Source organism: uncultured Albimonas sp. (assembly GCF_963977235.1).
Lineage (GTDB): Bacteria > Pseudomonadota > Alphaproteobacteria > Rhodobacterales > Rhodobacteraceae > Albimonas.
Genome location: NZ_CAXBOD010000019.1, coordinates 1 through 26,531, shown reverse-complemented (window position 1 = coordinate 26,531; position 26,531 = coordinate 1). Strand labels below are relative to the sequence as shown.

The window sequence follows — 26,531 nt, the reverse complement described above, 5'->3', positions numbered from 1 at the left end:
AAGGGGCCGGCGCGCGCGGCGCCGGCCCCTTGAACAGGTCCCTCGACGGGGATCAGCCGTGCGACATCAGGCTGGGCAGCCAGGTCGAGAGGGCGGGGAAGGCGATCAGCAGGATCATGATCACCAGCTCGCAGGCCAGGAACCAGGCCACGCCCTTGAACACGGTCGCGAGCGGCACCGAGTCGCCCGCAACCCCCTTCACCACGTAGACGTTCAGGCCCACGGGCGGGGTCAGCAGGCCGACCTCGATCATCTTGACCACGATCACGCCGATCCAGATCAGGTCCATGTCCAGCGCGTGGAACGCGGGCAGGAACACCGGCAGCGTCAGCAGCATGACGCCGATCGGATCGAGGAACATGCCCAGGATCAGGTAGATCACCGCCAGCGCCATCACCAGCGCCACCGGACCGAGGTCGAGGTGCGCCACGGTGTCGGCGATGAAGGTCGGAACGCCCGCCAGCGCCAGGAACCGGGTCAGCATCACCGCCCCGATGGCGAGGAAGAACAGCGACGAGGTGGTGCGCATCGCATCCCCCACGCTGTCGGCGATCACCTTCTTGGTCAGCCGGCCCTGCGCCGCGCCGATCACGAAGGCGAGGAACGCGCCCAGCGCGCCCGCCTCGGTCGGCGTGGCGAGGCCCGAGTAGATCGCCCCCACCACGCCCAGCACCAGCAGCGGCATCGGCCAGACCTTGCCGAGCGCGGCGATCTTCTCGGCCATGGTGACCTTCATCGCCACCTTCGGCGCCAGCGAAGGCGTGATGATGCAGCGGGTGACGATCATCACCGTGTAGAGGCCCGCGGTCATCAGTCCGGGGATGATGCCCGCGATCAACAGGCTGCCCACCGACTGCTCGGTGAACCAGCCGTAGATCACGAAGGCGATCGAGGGCGGGATCAGCGCCCCCAGCGTGCCCGAGGCCGCCACGGTGCCGGTCGCCAGCGCCTTGTCGTAGCCGAACTTCAGCATCTCGGGGATCGCGAGCCGCCCCACCGCGGCCGAGGTCGCGACCGAGGAACCCGAGGCCGCCGCAAAGCCCGCGGCGGTGAAGTTGGTGGCCACCGCCAGCCCGCCCGGCAACTCGTTCAGCCACAACCTCGCGGCGTTGTAGAGCGAAGAGGTGAGCCCCGTCTGGTAGGCCGCGGCGCCCATCAGCAGGAACATCGGCACCGCCGAAAGCTCCCAGCTTGCGGCGAAGTCGTGGGGCAGGGAGCCCAGGATGCCGAGCGCGGCACGCTCGTTCCGCAGCACCATGATGCCGATGAACGACACCGAGCCCAGCGCGAACGCGATCGGCACCCGGGCGGCCAGCAGAACGAGGATCGCGCCGACCCCGAGGCCGCCGATCATAAGACTGTCCATGTCGCGCTCCTCAGTCGGCGAGGGTGATGTGGTCGGGGTCCGACGTCGGCCCCCCGGTCTCGGTCTCGCTCAGCACATGCCTGCCGGTCAGCGCCACCGAGATCGAGTCGACCGCGTGCAGGAACAGCCACAGCAGCATCAGCGCGCAGCCCACCGGCAGGAACCAGCGCGTCGGCCAGACCTGCAGGTCCATCGTCGCCGTCTCCCAGACCTCGCCGCGGCGGGTCATCTTCAGCGCCTCGGCGATGGCCTCGTTGAACAGGACGCCGACGTAGGCGAGCCCGATCAGGCAGCCGAACAGCTTCACCCAGCCCAGCGCCCGCGGGCCGAGGTTCTGGGTGAACAGCTCGACCTCCAGATGGTCCTCCTTGCGGGTGACCTGGCCCAGCGGCAGGAACACCAGCGCCACCATGTAATAGGTCGCCACCGTTTCCAGCGTCATCGGGACGGGCCAGTTCAGGAGATACTTGCACACGACGTCCAGGGTGATCTGGAGCATCATCAGAAGCATCACGGCGCCGGCGATCCAGGCCGACAGGCCGGCGCCGAAAGCCGCGATCCTTTCCAGGAGTTTCATTCGGACCTCGAAAGGCTTGGGGGGAGGGGGGAGGGTCCCCGGCCGAAGGGCCGAGGGTCGGCATGAGATCGGGCGGCGAGCGGAACGAGGATCGCGCGCCGCGCCGCGGTCTGCGCCCACAGGGGCGGGCGGGAGGCCAGGGCGCCTGCGGGACCGGAGACCCGGGCGCGGGCAGGGCCGGCGGCCCTTGCGCGCGCCGGCCCCGGCCTCTGGACCGGGGCCGGCAGGGCGCCTGCGGACGTGTCCATCGACATGACTGTCATCCGCGCCTCCGGGGCCGTCGCTTCGCATCGTCGCTCCGGGCTGCGCCGCCGGGCCGGTCGCCCGGCGGCGCAGCGGGTCGTCAGGGCTGGACCTTGGAGAAGATCTCGCGGCGCAGGGCCTCCTCGAAGGTCTGCTTGCCGGCCTCGTCATGGGCGATGTCGGCGACGATGCCCTGCCACTTCTCGAGGATCGCGCGGAACGAGGCGACGGTCTCCTCGGCGTCGTCGAGCCCGTCTTCCTTCGCCTGCTCGATCACGGCCTCCCACTCGGTGGCGCGCAGCTCGTTGAGCTTGTCGAGGAAGGCCTGGTCCGGCTTCACCACCTGGCCGCCCTTGGCCTTGGTGTCGGCGATCCCCGACGCGTCGTCCTCGAACGCGGCCCACTTGATGTCGGCGAGCATCTCGGGGATCTCGTCGAGGATGATCTGGCGGTTCTCCTCGCCCATCGCGTCCCAGGCGTCGAGGTTGACCGAGAGCGTCAGCGTCGAGACGTAGCCCCCGATCGGCTCGTCGATGATCGAGGTGACGAAGTCCTTGATGTTGTAGGTGTTGAGGTAGTTCGGCGAGCCGAGCGCGCAGTCGACCTGGCCGCGCTGCATCGCCTCGTACATTTCGGCCACCGTCACCGATACCGGCACCGCGCCCATCGCCGACATCAGGTCGGCCAGGCGGGACACCGAGCGCACCTTCTTGCCCTTGAGGTCGGCGAGCGTCGAGACCGGCGAGGTGCACTGCAGCACGTAGGGGGTGGTCGAGTACCACGCCAGGCCGATCTGGCCGTTGTCGGCGAAGTCGTCCTTGCAGCCCTCGCAGCCCAGCAGGTGCCACTCGTTCACCGCCGCGCCCCAGGCGAGGCTGTCGTCGGCCAGGATGAAGGCCGAGGAGATGGCCGAGGAATGCGGCAGCGCCTTCTTGGTGTAGACGTCGACGATCAGGCCGGAATCCAGCACCGCGTTGTCGATCGAGCTCAGCAGCTCCTTCGGGCCGCCCATCGAGCCGCCCCAGAAGGATTCGAACTCGACCTCGCCGTTGGTGCGCTCCTTGACCCGCTCGAAGAACGGGATCTGGCCGTCGCGCATGGTCACCGCGGTCGGCTGCAGGAACGAGCCGTAGGTGTAGGTCTCGGCCAGGGCCGGGGCGGCGGCGACCGCCAGGGTCGCTGCGCCGCTCATCAGGGCGATGGCAAGTTTCATGAGGTTTCCTCCCTCTGGATGTTCGTGTTCGGGTTGCTTGGGGCCGCGCCGCCCGTCTCTCCCGTCGGGGCGGCGCGGGATCCGCTCAGGGCTCGAGCTTCGAGAAGATCTCGCGCTGCAGGGCCTCGGCGTAGGCGGCGCGGTCATCGCCGGTTTCGGCGACGATGCCGCGCCACTTCTCGACCACCTCGCGGAAGCCGTCGACCACGGCCTGGGCGTCCTCGAGGCCGTCGGCCTCGCCCTGGGCGATGGCGGCGTCCCACTCGGCCTCGCGCAGCTCCAGCAGGCGGGCGCGGAAGTCGTCGCTGGCCGCAACGTACTGCGCGCCGTTCTCCTCGACGGTCATCCTGGTGGCCTCGTCGGCCTCCTCGAGGTAGGCGAAGGTGGTGTCGGCGACCAGCTGGCCCAGCCCGTCGATGAAGGCCTGGCGCTGCTCGGGCTCAAGGTCCTCCCAGGTGTAGACGTTCATGTTCATCAGGCCCGAGCCGATGTAGGCCCCCAGCGGGTCCTGGATGATCGTCTTCACGAAGTCCTTGATGTTGTAGCCGGTCAGCCAGGCGGCCGCGCCGACCGAGCAGTCGGCCTGGCCGCGCTGCATCGCCTCGTACATCTCGGCCGAGGTGATCGACACGGGCGTCGCGCCCATGTTCTGCATCAGCACGCCCATGCGCGAGGTGGCGCGCACCTTCTTGCCGGCCAGATCGTCGAGCGAGCGCACGTCGGAGGTGCACATCAGCAGGTAGGGCGAGGTCGGATACCACGCGAGCGGCACCACCTCGTTCATCTCGTAGTCCTCGAGGCAGCCCGGGCAGTGCAGCAGCTGATACTCGTTGAGCGCGGCGCCGTAGACCTTCACGTCGTCGGCCACCACGAACAGGCTCGAGAGCAGGTTCGAGTGCGGCAGCGCGGTCTTGAGGTAGACGTCCACCACGCCGCCCGAGTCGATCACGCCGGTCTCGATGGCGCCCAGCAGCTCCTTCGGGCCGCCCATGGCGCCGCCCCAGAAGGTCTCGAAGGTCACTTCGCCCCCGGTCGCCTCGGTCACCCGCTCGAAATAGGGGGTGACGCCCTGGGTGTTCACCACGTGCACGGACGAGATGTAGTGGGCGTAGCTGATTTCGGCCGCCTGAGCGGAACCGGCGGCGAGGGCGAGGGCGAGCGCCGACGCTTGAGCGAAGCGGATCATGGGATCTCCTGGTCGAGGGTCGTCACGTGGCATGGATCTGCGCGGACCGCCGGGCGGGCGCGCGCGGGTCGTCTGGAGCCGGCGCAGGGCGCCGGCACGGGTCAGGCGGGAGGGGCGGAGGGGCTTGCGGGCCCACGGGCGCGCAGGCGCCCGGCCAGAGCCGCGCGCCGGGGCTGCGCGGCGGCGGACGGCGTCGCACCGCCTGGGGCGAGCGCGCAGGGCGTCGCCGTCCCTTTGGGCTGGGGCATGTCTCCTCCACTCCCGACGCGGTCCGAGGGACCGGATCGACACCGCTTCGCGCCTGATTCCACATTGCCCGCAATTCCACGGGATGCTGGCGTCATTTGTTATAACATGGGAACCATAGCAGCTCGCGAGTCAACCCTGACCGGCGAAATCGGCGCGTCGCACCGCGGTATTGCAAGGTCGCAGGCGTCGCAAGCGATCAGGTCTTCCGCCCGGCCTCAAACATTGGAATGATGGCCCCCTGGACCAGAGCGGGCCCGGCCGCAGGGAGGCGGACGGGACCAATCCGCCGATGCGCCAGGATCAGGGAGGAGGGCCGGAGCATTCCGCCGCCTGCACGCACTGCCGCCGACATCGCCGAGGAGGCCCGCGCATCGCGCGGGGCCGCGCCCGACGCCCGGCCCGACGCCGCCGCGCGCCCGGCCGCGCCTGCCGCCGAGGCCGCCCCGTCCCCGCGCCCGGGCGAGGACTGGGCCCGGCCGCTGGTGCGCGAGAACCTGTCCGAATCCGCCTACCGCGCGCTGCGCGCCGCGCTGACCGAGGGCCGCCTGAAACCGGGCGCTCACCTGGCGCTGCGCCCGATGTCGCGCCGCTTCGCGATCTCGGTCACCCCGATGCGCGAGGCGATGCTGCGGCTCGCCGGCGAGCGGGCGCTGAGCGTCGACGCCCGCGGGGCGGCCACCGTCCCCGTGCTGACGGTCGAGCAGGTCGACGAGATCATGGTGCTGCGCGAGGACCTCGAGGGCCGCGCCGCCGCCCAGGCCGCCGAACGGGCGAGCCCCGAGGACGTCGACCGCCTGCAGCGGATCAACGCCGATCTGGTGGCGCGACACTCGGCCGGCGAGATCCCCGAGGCGGTGCGCCTGAACACCCGCTTCCACCTCGAGGCCTGCCGGCTGGGCGGGTCGCCGATCCTCTCGGAGCTGGTCGAGGGGCTCTGGGTCCGCTCTGGCCCGCTGCTGTGGCATTCGGTCGACGCCCATGCGCCGCGCTGGCGGCCGGGGCCCCACACCGACCTGATCGCGGCCCTGCGCGGCCGCGACGGGCCCGCCGCCCGCGCCGCGATGGTCGCCGACGCCGCTCGCTGGGCGCGGGGCTATCGCCGCTTCGCCGCGCCGGCGCGATAGAGCGCCCGGCCCCTCTCCCGCGCCTGTCCCTCCGCCCTGGATCGCCCGGATCGCCCGAGCGATCGCAGGCGCTCGGCCGGCTTGCGACAAGTCTATAATTCATGTATCCATGAATCATGGAATCAGATCGCAACGTCGAGGCCTTCGCGGCCCTGGGTCACCCCGGCCGGCTGGCCGTGTTTCGCCTGCTCGCCCGGCGCGCGCCTGACGGCGTGCGGCCCAGCGAGATCGCCCAGGCGCTGGGGATGAAGGCCAACACCCTCTCGGTGAACGTGATGGCGCTGGCCCGCGCGGGGCTGGTGACATCGGAACGTCGTGGGAAGTCGGTATTCTACAGCATCGACCTCGCCCGCACCGGCGGGCTGGTCGACTACCTGGTCTCGGACTGCTGTCGCGGGCGGCCCGAGATCTGCATCCCCCTCGCAGCCCGCGACGTGCAGCCCTTCGGAGAGCCCCGGATGACCGCCCCCCGCATCGAGCGTCCCTACACCGTCCTGTTCATCTGCACCGGCAACTCGGCCCGCTCGATCTTCGCCGAGACGATCCTGCGCAAGGACGGCTCGGGGAGGTTCAACGCCTTCTCGGCCGGCACGCGGCCCTACTCGGAGCTGAACCCCCACGCGGTGAAGACGCTGCAGGAGCTGGGCCACGACGTCTCGGGCCTGCGCGCGAAGCACGTGTCGGAGTTCCAGGGCCCCGATGCGCCGCCGCTCGATTTCGTGTTCACGGTCTGCGACCAGGCCGCGAACGAGGACTGCCCGCCCTGGCCGGGCCAGCCGATCTCGGCCCACTGGGGGATGCCCGACCCGGTCAAGGCCGAGGGGACGGAGGCCGAGAAGGGCCTCGCCTTCCTCGAGGCCTACCGCGGCCTGCAGCGGCGGATCTCGGCCTTCACGGCGCTGCCGCTCGACTCGCTCGACCGGATCTCGCTGCAGTCGCGGCTCGACGCCATCGCGCTCGACCGGGACGCGCGCTCGCCCGCGGCCTGACCCCGGCCGTTTCCTGTCGACGGCGCCCCGCCCGGGGCGCCGCTTGCATATCCGGAGACCTCATGCCCCGCATCGCCGTCAACGGCCTCGGCCGAATGGGAAAACTCGCCCTGCGCGCGGCCTTCGACCAGGGCCTGCCCGGAGAGATCGTGCTGCTCAACGACGCCGTGGGCGACCCGGCCCAGCACGCGCACCTGATGGAGTTCGACACCGTCCACGGCCGCTGGGACGCGCAGGCCGCGCATGACGACCACAGTCTGACCCTGCGCGGAACCCGCATGGCGATGACCCGTGCGGCGCGGATCGAGGACCTGCCGCTGGCCGAGCTGGGCGTCGATGTCGTGCTCGACTGCACCGGCGTCTTCAAGACCCCCGCGAAGGCGCAGCCCTACTACGACGCGGGCGTGAAGAAGGTGGTGGTCTCGGCCCCGGTGAAGCAAGCGCCGGCGCTCAACATCGTCTACGGCGTCAACCATCGCCTCTACGAACCCGCGACCCACCACCTTGTGACGGCCGCGAGCTGCACCACCAACTGCCTCGCCCCGGTGGTGAAGGTGCTGCACGAGGCGATCGGGATCTCGCACGGCTCGATCACCACGCTGCATGACGTCACCAACACCCAGACCCTCGTGGACCGGCCGGCCAAGGACCTGCGGCGGGCGCGCTCGGCGTTGAATTCGCTGGTGCCCACGACCACCGGCTCTGCCGCCGCGATCACGCTGATCTATCCCGAGCTGGCGGGGCGGCTGAACGGCCACGCGGTGCGCGTGCCGCTGCTCAACGCCTCGCTGACCGACTGCGTCTTCGAGATGGAGCGCCCGACCTCGGCCGAGGAGATCAACGCGCTGTTCCAGGCCGCCGAGGTCGGGCCGCTGGCCGGCATCCTGGGGTTCGAGAGCCGGCCGCTGGTCTCGGCCGATTTCGTCAACGAGCCGCGCTCGGTGGTGATCGACGGGCCCTCGACGCTGGTGGTCAACGGCACGCAGGCCAAAATCTACGCCTGGTACGACAACGAATGGGGCTACGCCTGCCGGCTGGTCGACGTGCTGCGGCTGGTGGCGGAGGGACTGCGATGACCGCCCCCGCCCGGCCGCTGGCGGCCTACGCGGCGGTGACCGCGGCCTACTGGGCGTTCATGCTGACCGACGGCGCGCTGCGGATGCTGGTGCTGCTGCATTTCCATGTGCTGGGCTTCTCGCCGATCCAGCTCGCCTACCTGTTCCTGCTCTACGAGATCGCGGGGATGGTCACCAACCTCTGCGCGGGCTGGATCGCGGCGCGCTTCGGGCTGACCGTGACGCTCTATGCGGGGCTGGCGTTGCAGATCGCGGCGCTGGGGGCGCTGAGCCTGGTGGATCCGGGGTGGACGCTGGCGCTGTCGGTGGGCTTCGTGATGGCGGTGCAGGGCGCCTCGGGGGTCGCCAAGGACCTCGCCAAGATGAGCTCCAAGAGCGCGGTGAAGCTGCTGGCCCCGACCGAGGGCGGGGGGCTGTTCGCCTGGGTGGCGGCGCTGACCGGCTCGAAGAACGCGGTGAAGGGGCTGGGCTTCCTGCTGGGCTCGGCGCTGCTGGCGGCGGCGGGGTTTCAGGCGGCGGTGCTGGCGATGGCCGCCGGGCTGCTCGCAGTTCTGGCCGCGGTGGCGCTGTTCATGCCCGCGGGCCTCCCGCGCGGGCGCAGGGGGGCGAAGTTCGCCGAGGTGATTTCGAAGGATCGCGACATCAACATCCTCTCGGCGGCGCGGCTGTTCCTGTTCGGCGCGCGGGACGTGTGGTTCGTGGTGGGGATCCCGATCTACTTCCACCACGTGCTCTCGGACGGGACGCCGGCGGGCGACCGGGCGGCGTTCTTCCAGGTCGGGACCTTCATGGCGGTGTGGATCATCGGCTACGGGGCGGTGCAGGCCTTCGCGCCGCGGATCCTGCGCGCGCGCGACAAGACCGTGGCGCAGACGGTGGGGCTCGCGCGGCTGTGGGCGGGGCTGCTGGCGCTGATCCCGCTGGGGCTGGCGGGCGCGGCCTGGGCGGCGGGGGCGCCGGCGGACTGGCTGACGGCCACGCTGATCGCGGGGCTGCTGGTCTTCGGCGCGGTGTTCGCGATCAACTCGGCGCTGCACTCCTACCTGATCCTCGCCTTCTCGAAGGCCGAACGGGTGACGATGGACGTGGGCTTCTACTACATGGCCAACGCGGCGGGACGGCTGACGGGCACGCTGCTCTCGGGGCTGGCCTACCAGGCGGGGGGGCTTGCGACCTGCCTTGCGGCGGCGGGGCTGATGGCGGCCGCAAGCTGGGGCTGCGCCGGGCTGATGGACCGCAAGGAGGGCGCGCGGGCCTGAGCGCGGCGCCCGCGGGCTGCGCGCGGGAGGCCCCGGGGGGCGCTCGGGATGGGCGGCGCCGGCGGCTGGGATGGGCGGCGTCTGTCTGACGGTCGGGAAGCGGTTCCGGGGCGAGCCCGGGACGCGCTCGGACGCTCAGGCGACGCGGGCGGGCCAGGCGCGGGCGAAATCGAGGAAGTCGTCCTCGGCCATCGGGGCGCCAAAATGGTAGCCCTGCAGCACGTCGCAGCCGAGCTCCGCCAGCACCCTGGCCTGCGCCTCGGTCTCGACCCCTTCGGCCACGGTCGAGATGCCCAGCGTTTGCGCGATCTCGAGGATCGCGCGGATCAGCTTGCGCGAGCGGGCGTTCTCGGCCACCGGAGCCACCAGACGGCGGTCGATCTTCAGCGCGTCCGGCGCCACCTGGGTCAGCCCCACGATCGAGGCGTGGCCCGAGCCGAAGTCGTCGATCTCGATGGCGATCCCGGCCTCGCGGATGCGGTCGAGGTTGAAGCGGAACAGGTCGCTCTCCTCCTCCACCAGGGTGGATTCCAGCAGTTCCATGGCGATGCGGGTCGGGCCGGCGCCGATCAGGCGCGAGGTCTCGACCACGTCGGGGTCGCGGATCCGCCCCGCGCTCATGTTGAAGCTCAGCCGCGGGGCGATGAAACCCGCCGCCGCCCAGCGATCCAGCACCTCGCGCGAGCGTTCCATCAGCCGGCGGTCGATGCGAGGCACCAGGCGCAGCTGCTCGGCCACGCGCAGGAAGTCGGGCGGGCCCAGCAGGCCGCGGTGGGGGTGGCGCCAGCGCAGCAGGACCTCGGCCCCGTGCAGCCCGCGGTCGCGGGCGCGGACCTGGGGCTGGAAGAAGGGCGTGAACTCGTCCCGGTCGATGGCGTCCTGGATCTGCACGGCCAGGCGCCGGTCGGTGAGGATGCCGCGGTGCAGCTCGGGCGTGAACATCTCCAGCCGGCTGCGCCCCCCCTCCTTGGCGCGGTAGAGGGCGGCGTCGGCGAAGACCTGAAGCTCCACCCCCGTCTCGCCCAGCGCCTCGGTGTGGGCGATGCCGAAACTGGCGCCGAAGCGACAGGGTCGCCCGTCGTGGAGCACCGGTTCGTCGAGACTGGCGTGGATGCGGGCGACGAGCTCCTCGGCCGCCTCGGGCGTCGTGCCGGGGGCCAGCAGGATCGAGAACTCGTCCCCGCCGATCCGCGCCAGGAAGTCGGCTTGCCGCAGGCCGTTGCGAAGCGACGCGGCGACCTGCCGGAGCACGCGGTCCCCGGCCTCGTGCCCCATGGTGTCGTTGACGGTCTTGAAGTGGTCGAGGTCGAGCCGCACCAGGATCGCGTCCGAGGGGCCCGAGCCTTCGCGCGCGGCCTCGATGCGCGCCCCGAAGGCGCGGTCGTAGGCGCGGCGGTTGGGAAGCCCGGTCAGCCCGTCCTGCAGGGCCTGACGCTCGTTCTCGGCGCGCATCGCGTCGGCGCGGGCGTGGGCCGCGGCCAGCTCGCCCTCGCGGCGCACGTCCTCGGTCACGTCATAGAGCGCGCCGGTCCAGGTCACCGTCCCGTTCGCATCGACCGATGGGACCGATTCCCCCCGCAGCCAGATCAGGCCGCGCCTGGGATGATCGAGACGGAAGCGGCGGTTCCAGCGCTCCAGCGTGCGGGCGCTGCGGTCGGTGCTTTCGGCGATGCCGGCGAGGTCCTCGGGGAAGACGCGGTGGAACACGGTCTCGACGGTGACGGCCTCGCCGTCGGCCGTGACGCCCATCAGTTCCTTCATGTGCGGACTGAGGTAGGGGAAGCTCCAGGCGCCCGCGCTGTCGATGCGGAACTCGTAGAGGCCCACGGGCGCGATCAGCGCGATGCGGGCGAGACGCTCGTGCGCCTGGGCCAACGCCTCGGTCGCGGCGTTGGCGCGCAGCTCGGCGTCATGGCTCGCGGTCACGTCGAAAGCCACGCAGCGCCACGACACGGCGCCGTCGGGCAGGGCGCGGGGCGTGCCCTCGCCGATGATGTGGCGCAGGCCGCGGGTCGGGTGGTTGACGCGGTAGCGCTCGACGCCGGTCTGCATCGACATGCTGGTGGCGGCGATGGTTTCGGCGATCGCCTTCCGGTCCTCGGCCGGGACCAGGCTGAACAGGGTCGCGCCGTCCGCGGCCAGCCGCTCGGCGGAAACGCCGAAGATCTCGGGCGTGGCGGCGTTGAAATAGGGCAGGCTGACCGACCGGTCGGGGTTGAGCCGGTAATCGAACAGCGCCACCGGCGCCTCGTCGGCCATCGACTCGAGCATCGTCAGGCGGTCGGCGGTGTCGAACGCGGCGGGGGCGAGGAGGTGCAGCACGTTGACGCTTTCGGCCAGCCGCACGGTCGAGATGCGGCAGGCCAGGCGCAGGCTCCCGCCCGCGGCGTCGCGGAAGGCGCCCTCGATCAGGACCTCGCGCCCCCGCGTCGCCAGCGCCCGCGCGACGGCGTCGCGGTGCGCGGCGACCAGCGCGGGGTCGGGGTCGAGCAGGTCGTCGACCCTCGCGGGGCGCCAGTCCGCATTGCGTCCCAGGCGATGGGCGAACGCGACGTTGATGGCCAGCGCCCGTCCGTCCGCCGCGGCGAGCAGGGCAGGGACCTCCGCCCCCCCGAGCAGGGCGTGAAAAAGTTCCGCGGCATCCGGCATCAACGAAACCCTCGGCGACCAACGCATGTCGCGGCTGGTATCGCTCATTCGTGAGGATCGCTTTAACGCCGGCCCGATCGCGAGCCCGTCCGGAGCCCCGTCGGGGGCGCGCGGAGGGCCCGGAGGCGCATCCGGGCGCCCCCGCGCGGAGCGGGAGGCCCCCGCGCGGGGGCGCTCCCTGTCTCATGGACGGCCAGGGGTCAGCCGTTGTCGGGCTCGCCGATCTTGTCCTGGGTGCGCAGGTCGAAGTCCGAGGCGTCGTGGCGCTCGTGCAGCTGGCCGGCGGGGTGGCCGGTCAGGCGGTTGACCTTCTTGCCGCGCTTCACCGCGGGGCGGGCGTCGATCGCCTCGGTCCAGCGGGCGACGTTCCGGTAGGAGCTCACATCCAGGAACTCCCCCGACTCATAGAGTTTCCCCTGCTGGAGCTGGCCATACCAGGGCCAGATCGCCATGTCGGCGATGGTGTAGTCGGGGCCCGCGATGAACTCGCTCTCGGCCAGCCGGCGGTCGAGCACGTCGAGCTGGCGCTTCACCTCCATGGCGAAGCGGTCGATGGGGTATTCCCATTTCTCGGGCGCATAGGCGTAGAAGTGCCCGAAGCCGCCGCCGAGGTAGGGGGCCGAGCCCATCTGCCACATCAGCCAGGAGAACATCTCCGCGCGGGCGGCGGGGTCCTTCGCGATGAAGGCGTCGAACTTCTCGGCCAGGTGCACGAGGATGGCGGCGGATTCGAAGACCCTGACCGGCTCGGGGCCCGAGCGGTCGAGCAGCGCCGGGATCTTGGAGTTGGGGTTGATCGACACGAACCCCGAGGAGAACTGGTCGCCGTCCCCGATGCGGATCGGCCAGGCGTCGTACTCGGCGCCCGTGTGGCCGGCCGCGAGCAGCTCCTCGAACATGATGGTGACCTTCACCCCGTTGGGGGTGGCCAGCGAATAGAGCTGGAAGGGGTGCTCGCCCTCGGGCAGGTCCTTTTCGTGGGTCGCGCCGGCGATGGGGCGGTTGATCGAAGCGAAGCGGCCGCCGCTCTCCTTGTTCCAGGTCCAGACCTTGGGGGGCGTGTAATCTTCGGGCATGTCGCGTCTCTCGGTGCGGGTCGCCGACAGGGGCCGGCGCAAGGGACATCGCCGGCGGAAGGCCGGCGCGGGGGGCGTGGGGTCGGCCCGCAGAGGGCCGGCCGCTCCAAGACCTCGCCCAGCCGCGCGCCATTGTCCACCGTGCGCCGCCTGCCGGCGGCAGGCGGGCAGAGGCGGCGGGAGGGGGGCGAAGCCGGCAAGCAGGCCCGCGGCCACCGAGCTCTCGACGGGGCGGCCGACGCGGGCATGGCCGAACCACAACGCCCCGGCGACGGCGTCCGCGCCCCTGAGCGCCACGGCGGCGAAGAACGGCGCGAAGCGGAGGCGCAGGCCGGGTCGCGAGGTCGGGCCCGCCTCTGTCCAGGGTCGCGCATCGCTCTCGACGCTGTCTGCATCGGGGTCGGGGTCGACCTTCGGGGTGGCGTGGGGGGCGTCCTCGGCCCCTGCGTCGGAGGTGTTGGCGGCGGAGGTCTGCGGCCCGTGCGCGGAGTCTCCTGTTCCGGGTCGGCCTGGCGGAGCCATCGCCTCAGTCCGCCGGCAGGGCGCGGAGGGCGGCGGTCCGCTCGCGCGTGTCGAAGGGCATGCGCGGGAGCGCCTCGGCGCCGGTGGCCAGGCGGGTCAGGCCGAACCCTTCGCGCCCGATCGGACCCTGCAGCGCGAGGGCGATAGCGTCTTCGTCCTCGACCGCCAGCACCGAATGGTCAGGCATCCGAGGCGCTGAGGGGCGCGGCTCGGCCGGGCAGGGCGCCCGAGGCGCCGGGCGCCCCGGGCGCGCAGGCGGCGGCGACCAGGGGATCGTCGGCGGGCACGGCGCGCCAGGCGGCGGCCGAGACGTCGGCCAGCGCCGCGTCGGTGACCGGCGCCTGGGCGGCGGGGGCGCAGCGGATCAGCAGCGGCGCCCGGCGGACCGGGCGCCAGCGGCCGAAGAACCAGACCTCGGCGAGCTTCACTCCCTCGGCCCCGGGCTTGGACTGCAGCCCCGCCACGTCCAGCGCCGCGAGGCGCGTGGTCAGCGGCGCCAGGTAGGTCCAGGGGCGATGCAGGGCGGTCTCCTCGACCGTCTCGACCACGTGCAGGCCCGGGGGGAGGCCCGCGCGGGTGCGGCTCTCCCAGTCGTATTCCGACCAGATGGTGGCGGCGAGCATCGCCGCGCCGGCCGCCACCGGCGCCCCCCAGCGGGGCAGGCGCCCGCCCGCGAGGCGGTTGACCAGCAGCACGAGGCCCGCGGCCCCGACCCCCGCCACGATCGTCGCGATCAGCTCCAGAAACATCGGCGCGGCCTCCCTTGCCCACCCTCGCCCGTCCAACCTGGCCCGCCCGCCCTCAGGCGCCCTGGCCGAGCGCGGACTGCATCGTCTTGACCACCAGGAACGCGTCGCGAAGGTGATTGCGCTCGAGGTCCGAGAACCCCTCGGGCGCGAGGTGGTTGTCGGGCGCTTCCCCGCGGCCGATCTGCGCGGCCTGATGACGAAGCCGGGTCTGCGCGATCAGGTCGTAGGCGTCCAGCAGGTCGTGGCCGCCGGCCCGCGAGATCACGCCCAGGTCCCGGGCGGCGAGGATCCTCTCGCGCGTGTTGGCGGGCTCGATCCCGCCGCGCAGCGCGTAGATGCGGGCGAGGTCGACCACCGGGACCACGCCGGCCATCTTGAGGTCGAGCGTATTGCGATGCGCGCCCGAGCGGATCGTGGACAGCCCCCGAAACAGGCTCAGCGGCGGCGCGTGCCGGAGCGCGTTGCCGACCATGTGGCGCAGGAAGATCGAATTGCCCCGCGCCATCGCGAGCGTTCGCGCATGCAGGTCGTCGAACAGCGCCATCTCGCCCGCGATCGGCCGCAGGTCGAACATCACCGAGGCGAGCATTTGGGCCCTGTCGTCGGGCTCGGCGATCCAGTCCGCGAACCAGCCCAGCCAGCGGGCGCGCGGCTGCCGCCAGCGAGGATTCGTCGCCATCATGTCGCCCGGGCAGAAGACGAACCCCGCCCGGTTCAGTCCGTCGCAGACAAACCGCGCGAGATCTCGGAAATAGGCGTCATGCTCGGGGCGCGCCCGGTCGTCGAGGATCAGGCAGTTGTCCTGGTCGGAGACGCCGGTCTGCTCGCGCCGGCCCTGGCTGCCGCAGGCGGCCCACAGGTAGGGGACCGGCGGCGGGCCCAGCCGCGCCTCGGCCAGTTGCAGCAGGCGGCGGGTGGCGGCGTCGGCGAGGTCGCTGATCCGCCGGCAGATCGCGGCGGGCCTCGCGCCCGCGGCGACCAGCGCGCCCAGCAGTTCGGGCAGCCGGGCGAACACCTCGACCATGGTCTCGGCGTCGGGGGCGGCGACGAGCTCGCCGGCCATGTGGCTGGCCGCGGCGGCCTCGCGGCAGAACAGGTCGGTGCGCGCGATCATCCCCGCCAGCCGCCCGTCCCGGTCGACGACGGGCAGGTGGTTGATCCGCCGACCCGCCATGGCGACCATCGCGTCGAGGCCGGTCGCCTCGGGGCCGATGGTCAGGGGGTCGGGGGTCATCGCCTGCGCGACGGGCAGGTCGCCCGACAGACCCTCGGCCAGCACCTTGCCGGTCAGGTCGTGGACGGTGACGATGCCGACCAGCCGCTCCGCCTCGGTGATCAGGACCGAGCTGACCGAGGCCGCGCGCATCAGCTGCGCGATCTCCCTCACGGATGTCTGGGGCGACGCGCGCAACGGGCGGCGCGCCATCAGGTCGGCGACCTCGAGCGCGGTCAGGCCGGCGGCGCAGGGTCCGTCCCGCTCTGGCTCGGCGGGGACGGCGCGGCCGAACCAGCGGGCGAGCTCGGGCTCTTGCGCCAGCAGGCGGAGGAACAGGGGGGCGGGGATCAGCAGCAGCTCGGCCGCCGTCTGCGCCTGCGCGCCCAGCATGGCGCGGCCGTCGCGCTGCAGGCCGCGCTCGCCCATCGCCTCGCCTTCGCCGCGGCGGGAGACGACCTCGCCTTGGGCGGCGCGCACCTCGATCACGCCCGAGAGGATCACGTAGAGACCGCGGAGGAGCTCGCCCTGCGCGAAGATCGTGTCGCCGGGGGCGGCCGCGAGGCGGGTCAGCTCGCGGTCGAGCTCGGCATGGCGGTCGGGGGGCAGGCGGTCGAAGGGGGCGAAGCGGGCCAGCCGGTCGACGAGCCGGTCTGGCGGCCTCGAGGCTCCGGAGGTGGGGGCTTCGCTCATCACGGCCTCGCCGCTGCGGGCGTCCGGGGACCCTGGGAGGGCGGGACGCGGAGGATATTCGGGGGGCTCCGGGGGCGCGCGGGGCGCGCCCCCGGAAGGGGTCGGGGTCGGCTCAGTGGCCGGCCTGGGCGATCGCGGCGCCGCGGGGGACGCGCACGCTCTCGACCAGCTCCTGGATCTCCTGGGGGGGCTCGCGGGTCATGCCGGCCACCGCATAGGCGACCGCGAAGTTGACCACCGCCCCCACCGCGCCGAACGAGGTCGACTTGATCGTGCCCAGCAGCGGATCGGCGTCGGTGAAGCTGTTGGTCTCGGGGATGAAGAACCAGCCCTTGTGCAGGAAGATGTAGACCAGCGTCACCACGAGGCCCGCCAGCATCCCGGCCACCGCGCCGTGATTGTTGATCTTCTTGGAGAAGATTCCCATCATCAGCGCCGGGAAGATCGAGGCCGCCGCAAGCCCGAAGGCGAGCGCCACGGTCTGCGCGGCGAAACCCGGCGGGTTCAGCCCCAGGTAGGTCGCCACCGCGATCGCGACGGCCATGGCGATGCGCGCGGACAGCAGCTCCCCCTTCTCGGAAATGCCGGGGTTGAGCGAGCCCTTGATCAGGTCGTGACTGACCGCCGAGCTGATCGCCAGCAGCAGGCCCGCGGCCGTCGACAGCGCCGCGGCCAGCCCCCCCGCGGCGACCAGGCCGATGACCCAGCCGGGCAGGTTGGCGATCTCGGGGTTGGCGAGCACCAGGATGTCCTGGTTGAAGTTGGTCAGCTCGTTGCCCTGCCAGCCGCGCTCGGCCGCCACCGCCTGCATGTCGGGGGAGGCGTCGTTGTAGTACTGGATGCGGCCGTCGCCGTTGCGGTCCTCCCAGCCCAGCAGGCCGGTCTGACGCCAGGTCTCCATCCAGTCGTAGGCGGGCGAGGTCTCGATGGTCTCGACCGACACCGCCTCGCCGGCGACGCCCTCGGGCCAGAACTGCTCGGTGATGTTCAGCCGGGCCATGGCGCCGACCGCGGGGGCGGTGGTGTAGAGCAGCGCGATGAACACCAGCGCCCAGCCCGCCGACCAGCGGGCGTCCGAGACGCGGGGCACGGTGAAGAAACGCATGATCACGTGGGGCAGGCCCGCCGTGCCGATCATCAGCGACAGGGTGAACAGCACCATGTTGAAGGTGTCGCCATGGTGGGTGGTGTATTCGGCGAACCCGAGCTCGGTGACCATCTGGTCGAGACGCGCCAGCAGCGGCTCGCCCGAGGCGACGTGGTCCCCGAACAGGCCCAGCCCCGGGATCGGGTTGCCGGTCAGCTGCAGCGAGATGAAGATCGCCGGGATCGTGTAGGCCAGGATCAGCACCACGTACTGGGCGACCTGGGTGTAGGTGACGCCCTTCATGCCGCCGAACACGGCGTAGGCGAACACGATCACCGCGCCGATCAGCAGGCCGGTGGTGTTGTCCACCTCGAGGAACCGCCCGAAGGCGACCCCCACCCCGGTCATCTGTCCGATGACATAGGTGGTGGAGGCGACGACGAGGCAGATCACCGCCACCAGCCGCGCGGTCGAGGAATAGAACCGGTCGCCGATGAACTCGGAGACCGTGTATTTTCCGAACTTGCGCAGGTAGGGCGCGAGCAGGAGGGCAAGCAGCACATAGCCCCCCGTCCAGCCCATCAGGTAGGTCGAGTTGTCGTAGCCCACGAAGGCGATCAGGCCGGCCATCGAGATGAAGGAGGCCGCCGACATCCAGTCGGCCGCCGTCGCCATGCCGTTGGTCACGGGGTGCACGCCGCGCCCGGCGGCGTAGAATTCGGAGGTCGAGCCCGCGCGGGCCCAGACGGCGATGCCGATGTAGAGCGCGAAGGACGCGCCCACGAACAGCAGGTTCAGGGTGAACTGGTCCATGCTCTCAGCCCCTCACTGCTCGTCCACGCCATGGTCGCGGTCGAGCTTGTTCATCCGCCAGGCGTAGAAGAAGATCAGCGCGAGGAAGACCAGGATCGCCCCCTGCTGCGCGAACCAGAAGCCCAGGTCCGATCCCCCGACCGCGATCCCCGACAGCAGCGGACGCAGCAGGATCCCGAACCCGAACGAGACCAGGGCCCAGACCACGAGGCTTCCCACGATCAGCCTGAGGTTGGCAGACCAGTAGGCGGTGCTCGATTTTTCTTCGGACATGGGGTCCTCCCTTGGCGTGTCAGTGGGGTGAGGGCGCCGGCGCCGCCTCCCTGCGGCGCCGGCCTCGAAAGGCCGCGCTCAGGCGAGCGCCGTCTCCGGGACGTCGACCATGGCCGGGTCGGCCAGCCTCGAGGTCTCGCCCGGCGCGTCCGTCCGGTCCGCGTCCCGTCGGCAGGCATCGGCCGAGGCATCGTCGCCGGCGAACATCCCGAAACAGGTCTGCGCGAAGGGCTCGTGATCCAGCCAGATGGCGCGCATCTGACCGGGCCGGCTGCCCTTGATCGCCAGCACGCCCTCGGCCGGTTCCTCGAGCTCTCGTCTCGGGGCGTCGAGCACTGCGGGCTGCATCCCGAAGTCGGGCAGGGTGGCCGGGCCGGGCTCGGCGCCGCTGATGTGCCGGACGGGCTCCTCGGGGGCGTCCGGCTCGAAGATGGTTGCGGTCTGCCAGGCGCGGGTCGCGAGGCGCCGGTCGATGCAGTCGGCCGCCCCGTTCAGGGCGCCGTCCTCGAACCCGCGGATCGAGACGCCGTCGGGCGCGAACGAGGTGTCCTCGGACCGCGTGCGGGGGCGCATCCATTCGAGCCGCCGGCCCTGCTCGGCCCACAATCCCTCGGGGTCGGCGACCGAGCGGGCGTGAAGCTCGGCGTCGCGCGCGGCGTCGGCGCGGGCTGCGGCCGCGATCCCGGCGGGAGGCGCGTGCCGGGGGGGATCGGCAAGGGCGGTTCCGGGCGGGGCGGTCATGGGGGCTTCCTCCGCTTGCGACGCGATTGATCCTGGGCGGTGGGGCGCCGCGCCGGGCGTCTTTGTAAAAAAAGTGTTATCAGAAAAAGCCCGATTTGTCGATTTACGTATTTTTAACAACGGCTTGGTGTGTCAACAATTTGCTGACGCAAACGTCAACCTTGTCAACGGAGCGGCCGCCCTCGCGGTTCTGCGAGGCGTTTCAACAGGCTCGCCGGCGACGGCTCGGTGTTTGCCGTTGCCACGATGCTGCGCTCCGCGGCGACCCCCAGGGCGGGCAGGACCGCCGGAAGCTGACCACCGCCGGACAGGTCCGCATCGCAGCGTCGGGCGGCAGGCCGGCGGCGTGGACGCCCCCGAATCACGGCGCGCGGTCGGTCTTCGGGAGCGGGATGACGTCGCGGCGATCAACCCTGGCGGGGAGGATCGGGAGGCGTGTCGACCGACCGGCCGGCAAGTCTTGCCTCGGCCCGCGACGCCCGCCATCGTGCACGCCGCAACCGCCGCCGCCCCGGGAGAGAACCGCGCATGAAGGCGATCCAGGCCGCCAGCCTCGAGTCCATCGACGCCTATCGTCAGGTCGAGCTGCCCACGCCCGAGCCGGGGGCGGGAGAGCTCCGCCTGCGGGTGGGATACTGCGGCGTCGGCTATGTCGACGCGCTGGTCTCGCTGGGCCGCTACCAGGTCAAGCCGCCGCTGCCGCACGTGCCGGGGGGCGAGGTGGCAGGGGTGGTCGAGGCGCTGGGCGAGGGGTCCTGGGACGTCTCCCCCGGCGACCGGGTGATGGCGAAGGTGTCGGGCGGCTTCGCGCAAGGCGCGCTGGCCACGGCCCGCGACGTGCGCGCGATCCCCCCCACGATGAGCCTCGCCCAGGCCGCGGGGTTCCGGGTCAACTACCTCACGGCCCTGCATGGGCTGCGCGACCGGGCAAGGCTTGCGGCGGGCGAGACGCTGCTGGTGATCGGCGCGGCCGGCGGCACGGGCATGGCCGCGGTGCAGGTGGGCCGGGCGATGGGCGCGCGGGTGATCGCCGTCGCCTCCACGCCCGAGAAGCGCGCCGCCGCCGAGGCCGCCGGCGCCCATGCCAGCCTCGACCGCGAGCCCGAGGGCTGGCGCGAGCGGCTCAAGGCGCTGGCGCCCGAAGGCGTCGACGTGGTGTTCGACCCCGTCGCCGGCCCGCTGATGCAACCCGCCTTCCGCTCGCTGCGCTGGGGCGGGCGGCACCTGGTGATCGGCTTTGCCGGCGGCGAGATCCCGGCCCTGCCGGTGAATCTGCCGTTGCTCAAGGGCGCCTCGCTGGTCGGGGTCGACTACCGCCAGTTCTCGGCCGTCTTCGAGCCCGAGGCGGCCGAGCGCGCGCTGGGCGAACTGCTCGACTGGGTCGCCGAGGGCCGGCTGGTCCCTCCCGTCGGCCGGGTGTTCCCGTTCGAGGAGGCGACGGCGGCGCTGGAATTCGCGCTGACCGGCGCGGGCTCGGCGAAGACCCTGCTGGCGGTGGATCCGACGCTGGACTGAGGGCGCGACCGGTCGCGAAGCCGCGGGCCGCGGCGGCGCTCAGGGATCGCGGATCGCGGCGGCGCCCAAGGCGGCCCCGGGGAAGACCCCGGAGCCTCCCTGAGCCGCGCTCAGGCCCGGGCGGGGACCGCGGGGGCGGCGTCCGCCTCGGCCGGCGCCTTGCCGTCGAAGATCAGGCCCTGGAACCCCTCGGCGGCGGTGCGCTCGAGCGTGCGCTGATACTTCGGCGCGCCGCCGTTGTAGACGATGTGGCGGACCTTGCCGATCTCGCGCCCCTCGATGTTGGAGTTGTAGCCGGTGAACCACGAGCGCGACTTGCGCAGCAGCAGCATGTCGTACATCTCGCGCACATGGGTCACCCAGGCGTCCTCGGCCGCCTGCGTCGGCTCGATCCGCTTCGCGCCGCGGGCCAGCGCGTGCTCCATCAGCGAGGAGACGAAGTTCACGCACATCTCGATGGAGCGGGGGTAGTTCACCGAGGCCGAACTGCTCTGCGGCCCCGAGGGCGTGAACAGGTTGGGGAAGCCGTGGCTCATGATGCCCAGCCAGGTGCTGGGATCGGGGGTCCACTTCTCGTTCAGCTTGACGCCGTCGCGGCCCTCGATCTCGAGCATGTCGAAGGCTCCGGTGACGGCGTCGAAGCCGGTGGCGTAGACGATCAGGTCAAGCTCGAACTCGCGCTCCGAGGTGCGGATGCCGGTCTCGGTCACCCGCTCGATGGGGGTCTGCGAGATGTCGACCAGCTCGACGTTGTCGCGGTTGTAGGCCTCGAAATACCGGGTCTCGAGCGGCACGCGCGCCCAGCCGAAACCGTGGTCGCTGGGGATCAGCTTCTCGGCCGTGGCGGGGTCGTTCACCCGGCCGCGGATCCGCTCTGCGATGTAGTCCGAGAACTCGGCGTTGGCCTTCTCGTCGAAGAAGATCTCCTTGTAGTTCGACAGCCAGATGCCGAAGCCGGGCTGGTCGTAGAGGCGATCCCACAGGGCGCGGCGTTCCTCGGGGGTCGCCTCCCAGAAGCCGGTGCGCGCGGGCACATGCTCGAACCCGCCCGGAGAGGCCGCGCAGGTGGCGAAGATCTCGTCGTAGCGGGTCTTGATGTCGGCCATCTCCTGCGCCGAAATCGGGCCGTTGTTGAGCGGCGCGCTCCAGTTCGGGCGGCGCTGGAAGACGGTCAGCGAGCCGACCTTGTCGGCGATCTCGGCGATCACCTGAATGCCGGTGGCGCCGGTTCCGATGATCCCCACCCGCTTGCCGGCGAGGTCCACGCCCTCATGGGGCCAGTCGTAGGTGTGGAAAGCGGGGCCCTTGAACGCGCCCACGCCCTCGATCCGGGGCATGGTGGGGCGGGAGAGCACGCCGATGCCCATGAACAGCCAGCGGCACTCGATGGGGCGGGCGCCCTCGACCTCGACCCGCCACAGGTTGCGGGCGTCGTCCCAGCGGGCGGCGGTCACGCGCGAGTCGAAGCGCATCAGGCGGCGCAGGTCCAGCCGGTCCACCACGAAGTCGAGATAGCGCAGGTTCTCGGGCTGGGCGCTGAACCGCTCGGACCAGTTCCATTCCTCGAGCAGCGCCTTCGAGAACGAGAAGCCATAGGTGTAGCTCTCGGAATCGAAGCGCGCGCCGGGGTAGCGGTTCATCCACCAGGTGCCGCCCGGCGCGGGGTTGGCGTCGAGCGAGACGACGTCGAGCCCCATCTCCCGCAGCCGGTAGAGCTGGTAGATCCCGCAGACCCCGGCGCCGACCACCACGGCGTCGCGCCGCTCGGGCGTCTCGGCCCCGGGCGCGCCCTCATTCTCGATGCGCATCGCGCTCCTCCCATCTGGTCGCCCCGGTCCTGCGGCCGCATGCGCGCGCCGGGCAGGGCGTTCGCGGGGCAGTGTATCGCGTTCGCGGGCGCAGATCACCTGCCGACCGGCAAGCAATTCGTCTGGCCGCCGCGGCGCGCCGCCGCTAGGCTCCGCGCGAAACCGGAGCACAGGGAGACGTCGATGGATGCGAGCGGCACGGCCCATGACGCGGCGATCGAGGCGCAGGCGCGGCTGCATCACCAGTGGCTGCTGGGGCTGCAGCTGATGGTCGCCACCCGCGAGGGGCCCGAGGCGGTGGGCGAGTGGATGTTCCGCCTGTTCCGCCGCCAGCACCATGACAAGTTCCTCTCGAGCTTCGCGAAACTGGGGCTCGAGGGACTGCCCCACGCCGTCGCCTGCGCGCGCTACCATGTGCTGTCGAACGGCGTCGGCGGCGTGGCGGTGGAATACATGGAAGAGGGTCCCCGCAAGGCCTGGGTCCGTTTCCGCCACCCGCGCTGGATGTACGACGGGGCGGTGATCTGCGGCATCCCGATCGAGGCCTCGCGCGGGTTCCTGCGCGGTTGGTACGCGCAGAACGGCGTCTCGCTGGAGAACCCGCGCCTGGGCTTCGTGTGCGTTTCCGAGGACATGAGCGGGCAGTTCGGCCTGTGCGGCTATTTCATCGAGGAAGACCGGGAGCTGGGCGAGCATGAGCGCCTGCGCTTCGCCCCCGCCGAGCGTCCGCCGCCCTTCGATCCCGCCGCCCAGCCCGCGCCCCCCGCCGAGCAGTGGAGCGCCGAGCGTCTGGCCCGCGCCGGCCGCAACTACGCCGTCGAATACTGCCGCAACGGGATCCGGGAGCTCTCGGCCGTGCTGGGCCGCGAGCGGGCGGTGGAGCTCGGCCGCCTCTCGGCCCGGCTGATCGGCCTTCAGGAATACCGCCGCATGGCCGCGGCCGTGGGGGGGGAGGACGCGGGCCCGGCCGAGGCGGCGGCCTTCCTCGCCGCGATGTTCGCAGGCATGGGCGACGCGGCCGAGGTCGAGGTCGCCGGCCGGACCGCCGCGATCCGCCATCAGGGCCTGCGCGTCGTCCGCGGCATCGAGGGCGAGGCGCGCGAGGATCTGCTCGCCTGCTGGACCGAGCTGTGGCGCGGCGCCGTCGCCTCCCACCGCGCCTTCATCGACGTCGAGGCGCGCCCCGAGGGCGAGGCGCTGCGCTGGACCCTGACGCCCGCCGCCTGAGGCGGCGGGCCCGAACATCGGGCCGATCAACGGCCCGCGAGGGAGGAGACCCCATGATAAACCCCATGAGCCTGGAAGGCCGCAGCGTCATCGTCACCGGAGCGGGGCAGGGCATCGGCCTGGCCGTCGCGCGGCTGGTCGTGGCGCTGGGCGGGACCGTCGCGCTGGTCGACATGAACGCCGAGGCGCTGGCCGCCGCCCGCGCCGAGCTGGGCGAGGACCGCGCCCTGCGCATGATCGGCGACGTTTCCGAGCCGGACTTCGCCGGCGCGGTGGTGGCCGAGGCCGTCTCGAAGTTCGGCGCGGTGCACGGGCTGGTGAACATGGCCGGCCTCACCCGCCCCGCGATGATCCACAAGATGACGCTCGAGCAGTGGCGCCTGGTGCTCGACGTGCATCTGACCGGCGCCTTCCTGTTCCTGCAGGCCTTCGGCGCCCACTGCATCGCCCGCCACAAGGCCGGGGACGAGAGCGGCGGCTCGATCGTCGACATCTCCTCGGACGCGGGCGTGCAGGGGACCATCGGCCAGGCGAACTACGCCACCGCCAAGGCCGGGATCATCGGAACCTCGATGGCCGCGGCGCGGGAGTTCGCGCGCTACAACGTGCGCGCCAACACCGTCGCCTTCGGCATGGTCGAGACCCCGATGACCGAGACCATCCGCGGCGAGAAGTTCCGCGACACCTACCTCGCCCGCATTCCGCTGGCCCGCTGGGCCCAGCCCGAGGAGGTCGCCGCCCCCGTCGCCTTCCTGCTGTCGGACGCCTCGAGCTACATCACCGGCCAGCGCCTGTCGGTGAACGGCGGCAGCCAGATGAACCCCTGACGGAGCCCGCCGCGGGAAAAATCCCGCTCAAGTTGAAACTTCGGAGGCCGCACACCCGTATCTGGACCACAAACTGCCGATCCTCTGGGGGGACAGGACCGGCGAGAAAGTGGAGGAAGTCATGTCCAGAATTGTCGGGAATCGCACCTCGGAAGCCCTGTTCGGAGGCCCGGGCGACGATGTCGTCATCGCCAGGGCCGGGGACGACGACGTCTTCGGAAAGCGCGGCGACGACGAGCTGAGCGGCGGCCAGGGCCAGGACGAGTTGCGCGGCGGCCAGGGCGCCGACGCGCTGTTCGGCATGCGCCAGGCCGACATCCTGAGAGGCGGCGCCGGGGATGACATGCTGCTCGGCGGGCTGGGGCGGGATTCGCTGTTCGGCGGCGCCGGCGACGACGAACTGCGCGGCGGCGGCGGGCGCGACCTGCTCGCCGGCGGCAAGGGCGAGGACGCGCTCTACGGCGGCGCCCGCGCCGACGTGATCCGGGGGGGCGGCGACGACGACCGGCTCTTCGGCGGCGGCGGCGCGGACCTCCTGCGCGGGGGCGGCGGCGAGGATGCGCTGTTCGGGGGCGCGGGCGCCGACCAGCTGCGCGGCGGCGGCGCGAACGACCTGCTCCGCGGCGGCGAGGGCGACGACGCGCTTCGCGGCGGAAGCGGCGCGGACCGTCTCTTCGGCGAAGCGGGCGCCGACCGCCTCTGGGGCGGCGGAGACGACGACCGCCTGTTCGGCGGCGCCGGCGACGACGCGCTGATGGGCGGCGGCGGCGATGACACGATCGAGGGCGGCGAGGGCGCCGACGTGCTCGACGGAGGCGCGGGCGACAACGTCCTGCGCGGCGGCGCGGGCGCGGACGAGTTCGTGTTCAGCGGCGGCGCCGACACGCTCGAGGACTTCGACGCCGCGGAGGACTCGATCGACCTCTCCGGCGCCGGGGGCATTTCCAACCTGCTCGACGTCCTGGGCGTGGCGCTCCAGGTCGGGGATTCCGTGGTGCTTGGCCTGGACGAGGGGGAGGTGACGATCCTCGACTTCTCGCTCCTCGACCTGACCGCGGGCATCTTCGACTTCGAGGACGGCGGCCTCCTCTTCTGATCCCGACCTCTTCTGATCCCGCGACCCTGCGAAACCGCGCGCCCCCGCCCAGCCGGCGGGGGCGCGTTCGTTGCGGGACCAGGCCCGCGCCGCAGGGCCCGGGCCCGGGCCTCGCGCTGCGGCGGCTTGCCATGATGATGAAGAATATATTACTGGAAGGTTAATATTTCAGTCAGCTTCGCCGCTGCCGGGCGGAGTCGAGTTTCAGAGGGGGGAGGCGCATGATCCGGACCGTCATCGTGATCGCGGGGCTGGCGTCGACCGCCGCCTGCGCGACGATCACCCAGGGCTCCGACGACACCGTCACGGTGACCACGCAGCCGCCGGGCGCGGTCTGCGAGATCAAGCAGGGCGCGGCCACGGTCGCCTTCATCAATCCCACGCCGGGCTCGATGATGGTGCCCAAGAGCAAGAACGACCTGTCGGTGGTGTGCCGGAAGGAGGGGTTCGAGCCCGCCGCCGGCACGCTGTCGTCCGAGTTCCAGGCGATGACCTTCGGCAACATCCTGTTCGGGGGCGTGATCGGCGTGGCGGTCGACGCGGCCTCCGGCGCGATGAACGATTACCCGCCCATGATCACCCTCGTGCTGCAGCCCGAGGCGTTCCGCTCTGAGCAGGAGCGGGACCTGTTCTTTGACACGCTGCGCAACCAGCTCGACGAGGAGACCGACGCCGCGATCGCCCGCATCCGCGAGCTCTGCAAGGACGGCCCCGGCGCCTGCGAGCGGCAGGTCGAGGACGCGCAGGCCGCGCGCCTGCGCCAGATCGAGGAGATCGAGGCCCGCCGCCGTGTCGCCAGGGTCCTGTCGGCCTGACCCCCACGACGCCCGCCCGCGCCGCCGCCCGCCCGCGCCCTTCGCCGGGCCGGCCCGGCGCAGGCGGCCGCGTGGCGTGGCATCGGCTCGAGGCGACCGCGGCGCCGGTCGAGGGGCTCGAACCCCCGACCCCCTGATTACAAAT

At 71.8% G+C, this 26,531-nt stretch carries 22 protein-coding genes; 9 read left to right on the top strand and 13 right to left on the bottom strand.

Going from position 1 to position 26,531, the window contains the following annotated elements; genetic code table 11:
* Positions 1-52: 52 nt before the first annotated feature.
* From AAC134_RS11275 to AAC134_RS11260, 4 genes are all read right to left on the bottom strand, one after another.
* Positions 53-1,366, bottom strand: a complete 1,314-nt coding sequence (locus tag AAC134_RS11275; RefSeq protein ID WP_339949191.1) for a TRAP transporter large permease subunit — start codon at positions 1,364-1,366, stop codon at positions 53-55.
* Positions 1,367-1,376: 10 nt separating this feature from the next.
* Positions 1,377-1,943: a TRAP transporter small permease gene (locus AAC134_RS11270; protein ID WP_339949190.1), complete on the bottom strand. Its 567-nt coding sequence runs from the start codon at positions 1,941-1,943 to the stop codon at positions 1,377-1,379.
* 343 nt (positions 1,944-2,286) lie between these two features.
* The gene (locus AAC134_RS11265; protein WP_339949189.1) at positions 2,287-3,399 is read right to left on the bottom strand and encodes a C4-dicarboxylate TRAP transporter substrate-binding protein; all 1,113 of its coding nucleotides are present in this window, start codon (positions 3,397-3,399) and stop codon (positions 2,287-2,289) included.
* 85 nt (positions 3,400-3,484) lie between these two features.
* The gene (locus tag AAC134_RS11260; protein WP_339949188.1) at positions 3,485-4,585 is read right to left on the bottom strand and encodes a C4-dicarboxylate TRAP transporter substrate-binding protein; all 1,101 of its coding nucleotides are present in this window, start codon (positions 4,583-4,585) and stop codon (positions 3,485-3,487) included.
* Between the two features lie 731 nt (positions 4,586-5,316).
* On the opposite strand from AAC134_RS11260, the gene AAC134_RS11255 reads away from it, so the two are divergent.
* The 4 genes from AAC134_RS11255 (at position 5,317) to arsJ (ending at position 9,282) form a co-directional block, all read left to right on the top strand.
* Positions 5,317-5,958, top strand: coding sequence for a GntR family transcriptional regulator (locus AAC134_RS11255; protein ID WP_339949187.1), 642 nt, complete (start codon positions 5,317-5,319; stop codon positions 5,956-5,958).
* Between the two features lie 116 nt (positions 5,959-6,074).
* Complete coding sequence (locus AAC134_RS11250) at positions 6,075-6,947, top strand: helix-turn-helix domain-containing protein (protein WP_339949186.1); 873 nt, start codon at positions 6,075-6,077, stop codon at positions 6,945-6,947.
* A gap of 62 nt (positions 6,948-7,009) precedes the next feature.
* On the top strand, positions 7,010-8,023 hold the full coding sequence (locus tag AAC134_RS11245; RefSeq protein WP_339949185.1) for an ArsJ-associated glyceraldehyde-3-phosphate dehydrogenase: 1,014 nt from the start codon (positions 7,010-7,012) through the stop codon (positions 8,021-8,023).
* Positions 8,020-9,282, top strand: coding sequence for an organoarsenical effux MFS transporter ArsJ (gene arsJ, locus AAC134_RS11240; RefSeq protein WP_339949184.1), 1,263 nt, complete (start codon positions 8,020-8,022; stop codon positions 9,280-9,282). The genes AAC134_RS11245 and arsJ overlap by 4 nt, the downstream gene beginning before the upstream one ends.
* Before the next feature lie 135 nt (positions 9,283-9,417).
* Here arsJ and AAC134_RS11235 read toward each other — a convergent pair whose 3' ends face one another.
* The 8 genes from AAC134_RS11235 to AAC134_RS11200 all read right to left on the bottom strand — a co-directional run bounded on the left by AAC134_RS11235 (position 9,418) and on the right by AAC134_RS11200 (position 19,098).
* On the bottom strand, positions 9,418-11,931 hold the full coding sequence (locus AAC134_RS11235) for an EAL domain-containing protein (protein WP_339949183.1): 2,514 nt from the start codon (positions 11,929-11,931) through the stop codon (positions 9,418-9,420).
* A gap of 200 nt (positions 11,932-12,131) precedes the next feature.
* Complete coding sequence (gene yghU, locus AAC134_RS11230) at positions 12,132-13,007, bottom strand: glutathione-dependent disulfide-bond oxidoreductase (protein WP_339949182.1); 876 nt, start codon at positions 13,005-13,007, stop codon at positions 12,132-12,134.
* A gap of 526 nt (positions 13,008-13,533) precedes the next feature.
* Positions 13,534-13,716, bottom strand: coding sequence for a hypothetical protein (locus tag AAC134_RS11225; protein ID WP_339949181.1), 183 nt, complete (start codon positions 13,714-13,716; stop codon positions 13,534-13,536).
* Positions 13,709-14,278, bottom strand: a complete 570-nt coding sequence (locus AAC134_RS11220; protein ID WP_339949180.1) for a hypothetical protein — start codon at positions 14,276-14,278, stop codon at positions 13,709-13,711. Before AAC134_RS11220 ends, AAC134_RS11225 begins: the two co-directional genes overlap by 8 nt.
* 52 nt (positions 14,279-14,330) lie before the next feature.
* Positions 14,331-16,184 (bottom strand): putative nucleotidyltransferase substrate binding domain-containing protein, encoded by a 1,854-nt coding sequence (locus AAC134_RS11215; RefSeq protein ID WP_339949179.1) that lies wholly within the window; start codon positions 16,182-16,184, stop codon positions 14,331-14,333.
* A 112-nt stretch (positions 16,185-16,296) separates the two neighbouring features.
* Positions 16,297-18,084, bottom strand: coding sequence for a sodium:solute symporter family protein (locus tag AAC134_RS11210; protein WP_339949178.1), 1,788 nt, complete (start codon positions 18,082-18,084; stop codon positions 16,297-16,299).
* A 12-nt stretch (positions 18,085-18,096) separates the two neighbouring features.
* On the bottom strand, positions 18,097-18,357 hold the full coding sequence (locus AAC134_RS11205) for a DUF4212 domain-containing protein (RefSeq protein ID WP_339949177.1): 261 nt from the start codon (positions 18,355-18,357) through the stop codon (positions 18,097-18,099).
* A 78-nt stretch (positions 18,358-18,435) separates the two neighbouring features.
* The gene (locus AAC134_RS11200) at positions 18,436-19,098 is read right to left on the bottom strand and encodes an acetyl-coenzyme A synthetase N-terminal domain-containing protein (RefSeq protein ID WP_339949176.1); all 663 of its coding nucleotides are present in this window, start codon (positions 19,096-19,098) and stop codon (positions 18,436-18,438) included.
* Between the two features lie 528 nt (positions 19,099-19,626).
* Here AAC134_RS11200 and AAC134_RS11195 point away from each other — a divergent pair.
* On the top strand, positions 19,627-20,613 hold the full coding sequence (locus AAC134_RS11195) for an NADPH:quinone oxidoreductase family protein (RefSeq protein ID WP_339949175.1): 987 nt from the start codon (positions 19,627-19,629) through the stop codon (positions 20,611-20,613).
* A 110-nt stretch (positions 20,614-20,723) separates the two neighbouring features.
* Here the strand turns inward: AAC134_RS11195 and AAC134_RS11190 are convergent, their stop codons facing one another.
* A complete protein-coding gene (locus AAC134_RS11190) occupies positions 20,724-22,421 on the bottom strand; it encodes an NAD(P)/FAD-dependent oxidoreductase (protein WP_339949174.1) in 1,698 nt (565 codons plus the stop codon).
* Positions 22,422-22,604: 183 nt separating this feature from the next.
* Between AAC134_RS11190 and AAC134_RS11185 the strand changes: the two genes are divergently transcribed.
* From AAC134_RS11185 to AAC134_RS11170, 4 genes are all read left to right on the top strand, one after another.
* Complete coding sequence (locus tag AAC134_RS11185) at positions 22,605-23,648, top strand: hypothetical protein (RefSeq protein WP_339949173.1); 1,044 nt, start codon at positions 22,605-22,607, stop codon at positions 23,646-23,648.
* A 53-nt stretch (positions 23,649-23,701) separates the two neighbouring features.
* Positions 23,702-24,475 carry an SDR family oxidoreductase gene (locus AAC134_RS11180; protein ID WP_339949172.1) on the top strand — a complete coding sequence of 258 codons (774 nt, stop codon included), beginning with the start codon at positions 23,702-23,704 and terminating at the stop codon, positions 24,473-24,475.
* A gap of 121 nt (positions 24,476-24,596) precedes the next feature.
* A complete protein-coding gene (locus AAC134_RS11175) occupies positions 24,597-25,571 on the top strand; it encodes a calcium-binding protein (protein WP_339949171.1) in 975 nt (324 codons plus the stop codon).
* 221 nt (positions 25,572-25,792) lie between these two features.
* Positions 25,793-26,386: a hypothetical protein gene (locus AAC134_RS11170; protein WP_339949170.1), complete on the top strand. Its 594-nt coding sequence runs from the start codon at positions 25,793-25,795 to the stop codon at positions 26,384-26,386.
* Positions 26,387-26,531 lie beyond the last annotated feature (145 nt).

Coding starts and splice junctions, on each gene's coding strand:
- AAC134_RS11275 (WP_339949191.1), bottom strand. CDS start 1,366: ATGGACAGTCTTATGATCGGCGGCCTCGGGGTCGGCGCGATCCTCGTT.
- AAC134_RS11270 (WP_339949190.1), bottom strand. CDS start 1,943: ATGAAACTCCTGGAAAGGATCGCGGCTTTCGGCGCCGGCCTGTCGGCC.
- AAC134_RS11265 (WP_339949189.1), bottom strand. CDS start 3,399: ATGAAACTTGCCATCGCCCTGATGAGCGGCGCAGCGACCCTGGCGGTC.
- AAC134_RS11260 (WP_339949188.1), bottom strand. CDS start 4,585: ATGATCCGCTTCGCTCAAGCGTCGGCGCTCGCCCTCGCCCTCGCCGCC.
- AAC134_RS11250 (WP_339949186.1), top strand. CDS start 6,075: ATGGAATCAGATCGCAACGTCGAGGCCTTCGCGGCCCTGGGTCACCCC.
- AAC134_RS11245 (WP_339949185.1), top strand. CDS start 7,010: ATGCCCCGCATCGCCGTCAACGGCCTCGGCCGAATGGGAAAACTCGCC.
- arsJ (WP_339949184.1), top strand. CDS start 8,020: ATGACCGCCCCCGCCCGGCCGCTGGCGGCCTACGCGGCGGTGACCGCG.
- AAC134_RS11235 (WP_339949183.1), bottom strand. CDS start 11,931: ATGCCGGATGCCGCGGAACTTTTTCACGCCCTGCTCGGGGGGGCGGAG.
- yghU (WP_339949182.1), bottom strand. CDS start 13,007: ATGCCCGAAGATTACACGCCCCCCAAGGTCTGGACCTGGAACAAGGAG.
- AAC134_RS11225 (WP_339949181.1), bottom strand. CDS start 13,716: ATGCCTGACCATTCGGTGCTGGCGGTCGAGGACGAAGACGCTATCGCC.
- AAC134_RS11220 (WP_339949180.1), bottom strand. CDS start 14,278: ATGTTTCTGGAGCTGATCGCGACGATCGTGGCGGGGGTCGGGGCCGCG.
- AAC134_RS11215 (WP_339949179.1), bottom strand. CDS start 16,184: ATGAGCGAAGCCCCCACCTCCGGAGCCTCGAGGCCGCCAGACCGGCTC.
- AAC134_RS11210 (WP_339949178.1), bottom strand. CDS start 18,084: ATGGACCAGTTCACCCTGAACCTGCTGTTCGTGGGCGCGTCCTTCGCG.
- AAC134_RS11205 (WP_339949177.1), bottom strand. CDS start 18,357: ATGTCCGAAGAAAAATCGAGCACCGCCTACTGGTCTGCCAACCTCAGG.
- AAC134_RS11200 (WP_339949176.1), bottom strand. CDS start 19,098: ATGACCGCCCCGCCCGGAACCGCCCTTGCCGATCCCCCCCGGCACGCG.
- AAC134_RS11195 (WP_339949175.1), top strand. CDS start 19,627: ATGAAGGCGATCCAGGCCGCCAGCCTCGAGTCCATCGACGCCTATCGT.
- AAC134_RS11190 (WP_339949174.1), bottom strand. CDS start 22,421: ATGCGCATCGAGAATGAGGGCGCGCCCGGGGCCGAGACGCCCGAGCGG.
- AAC134_RS11185 (WP_339949173.1), top strand. CDS start 22,605: ATGGATGCGAGCGGCACGGCCCATGACGCGGCGATCGAGGCGCAGGCG.
- AAC134_RS11180 (WP_339949172.1), top strand. CDS start 23,702: ATGATAAACCCCATGAGCCTGGAAGGCCGCAGCGTCATCGTCACCGGA.
- AAC134_RS11175 (WP_339949171.1), top strand. CDS start 24,597: ATGTCCAGAATTGTCGGGAATCGCACCTCGGAAGCCCTGTTCGGAGGC.
- AAC134_RS11170 (WP_339949170.1), top strand. CDS start 25,793: ATGATCCGGACCGTCATCGTGATCGCGGGGCTGGCGTCGACCGCCGCC.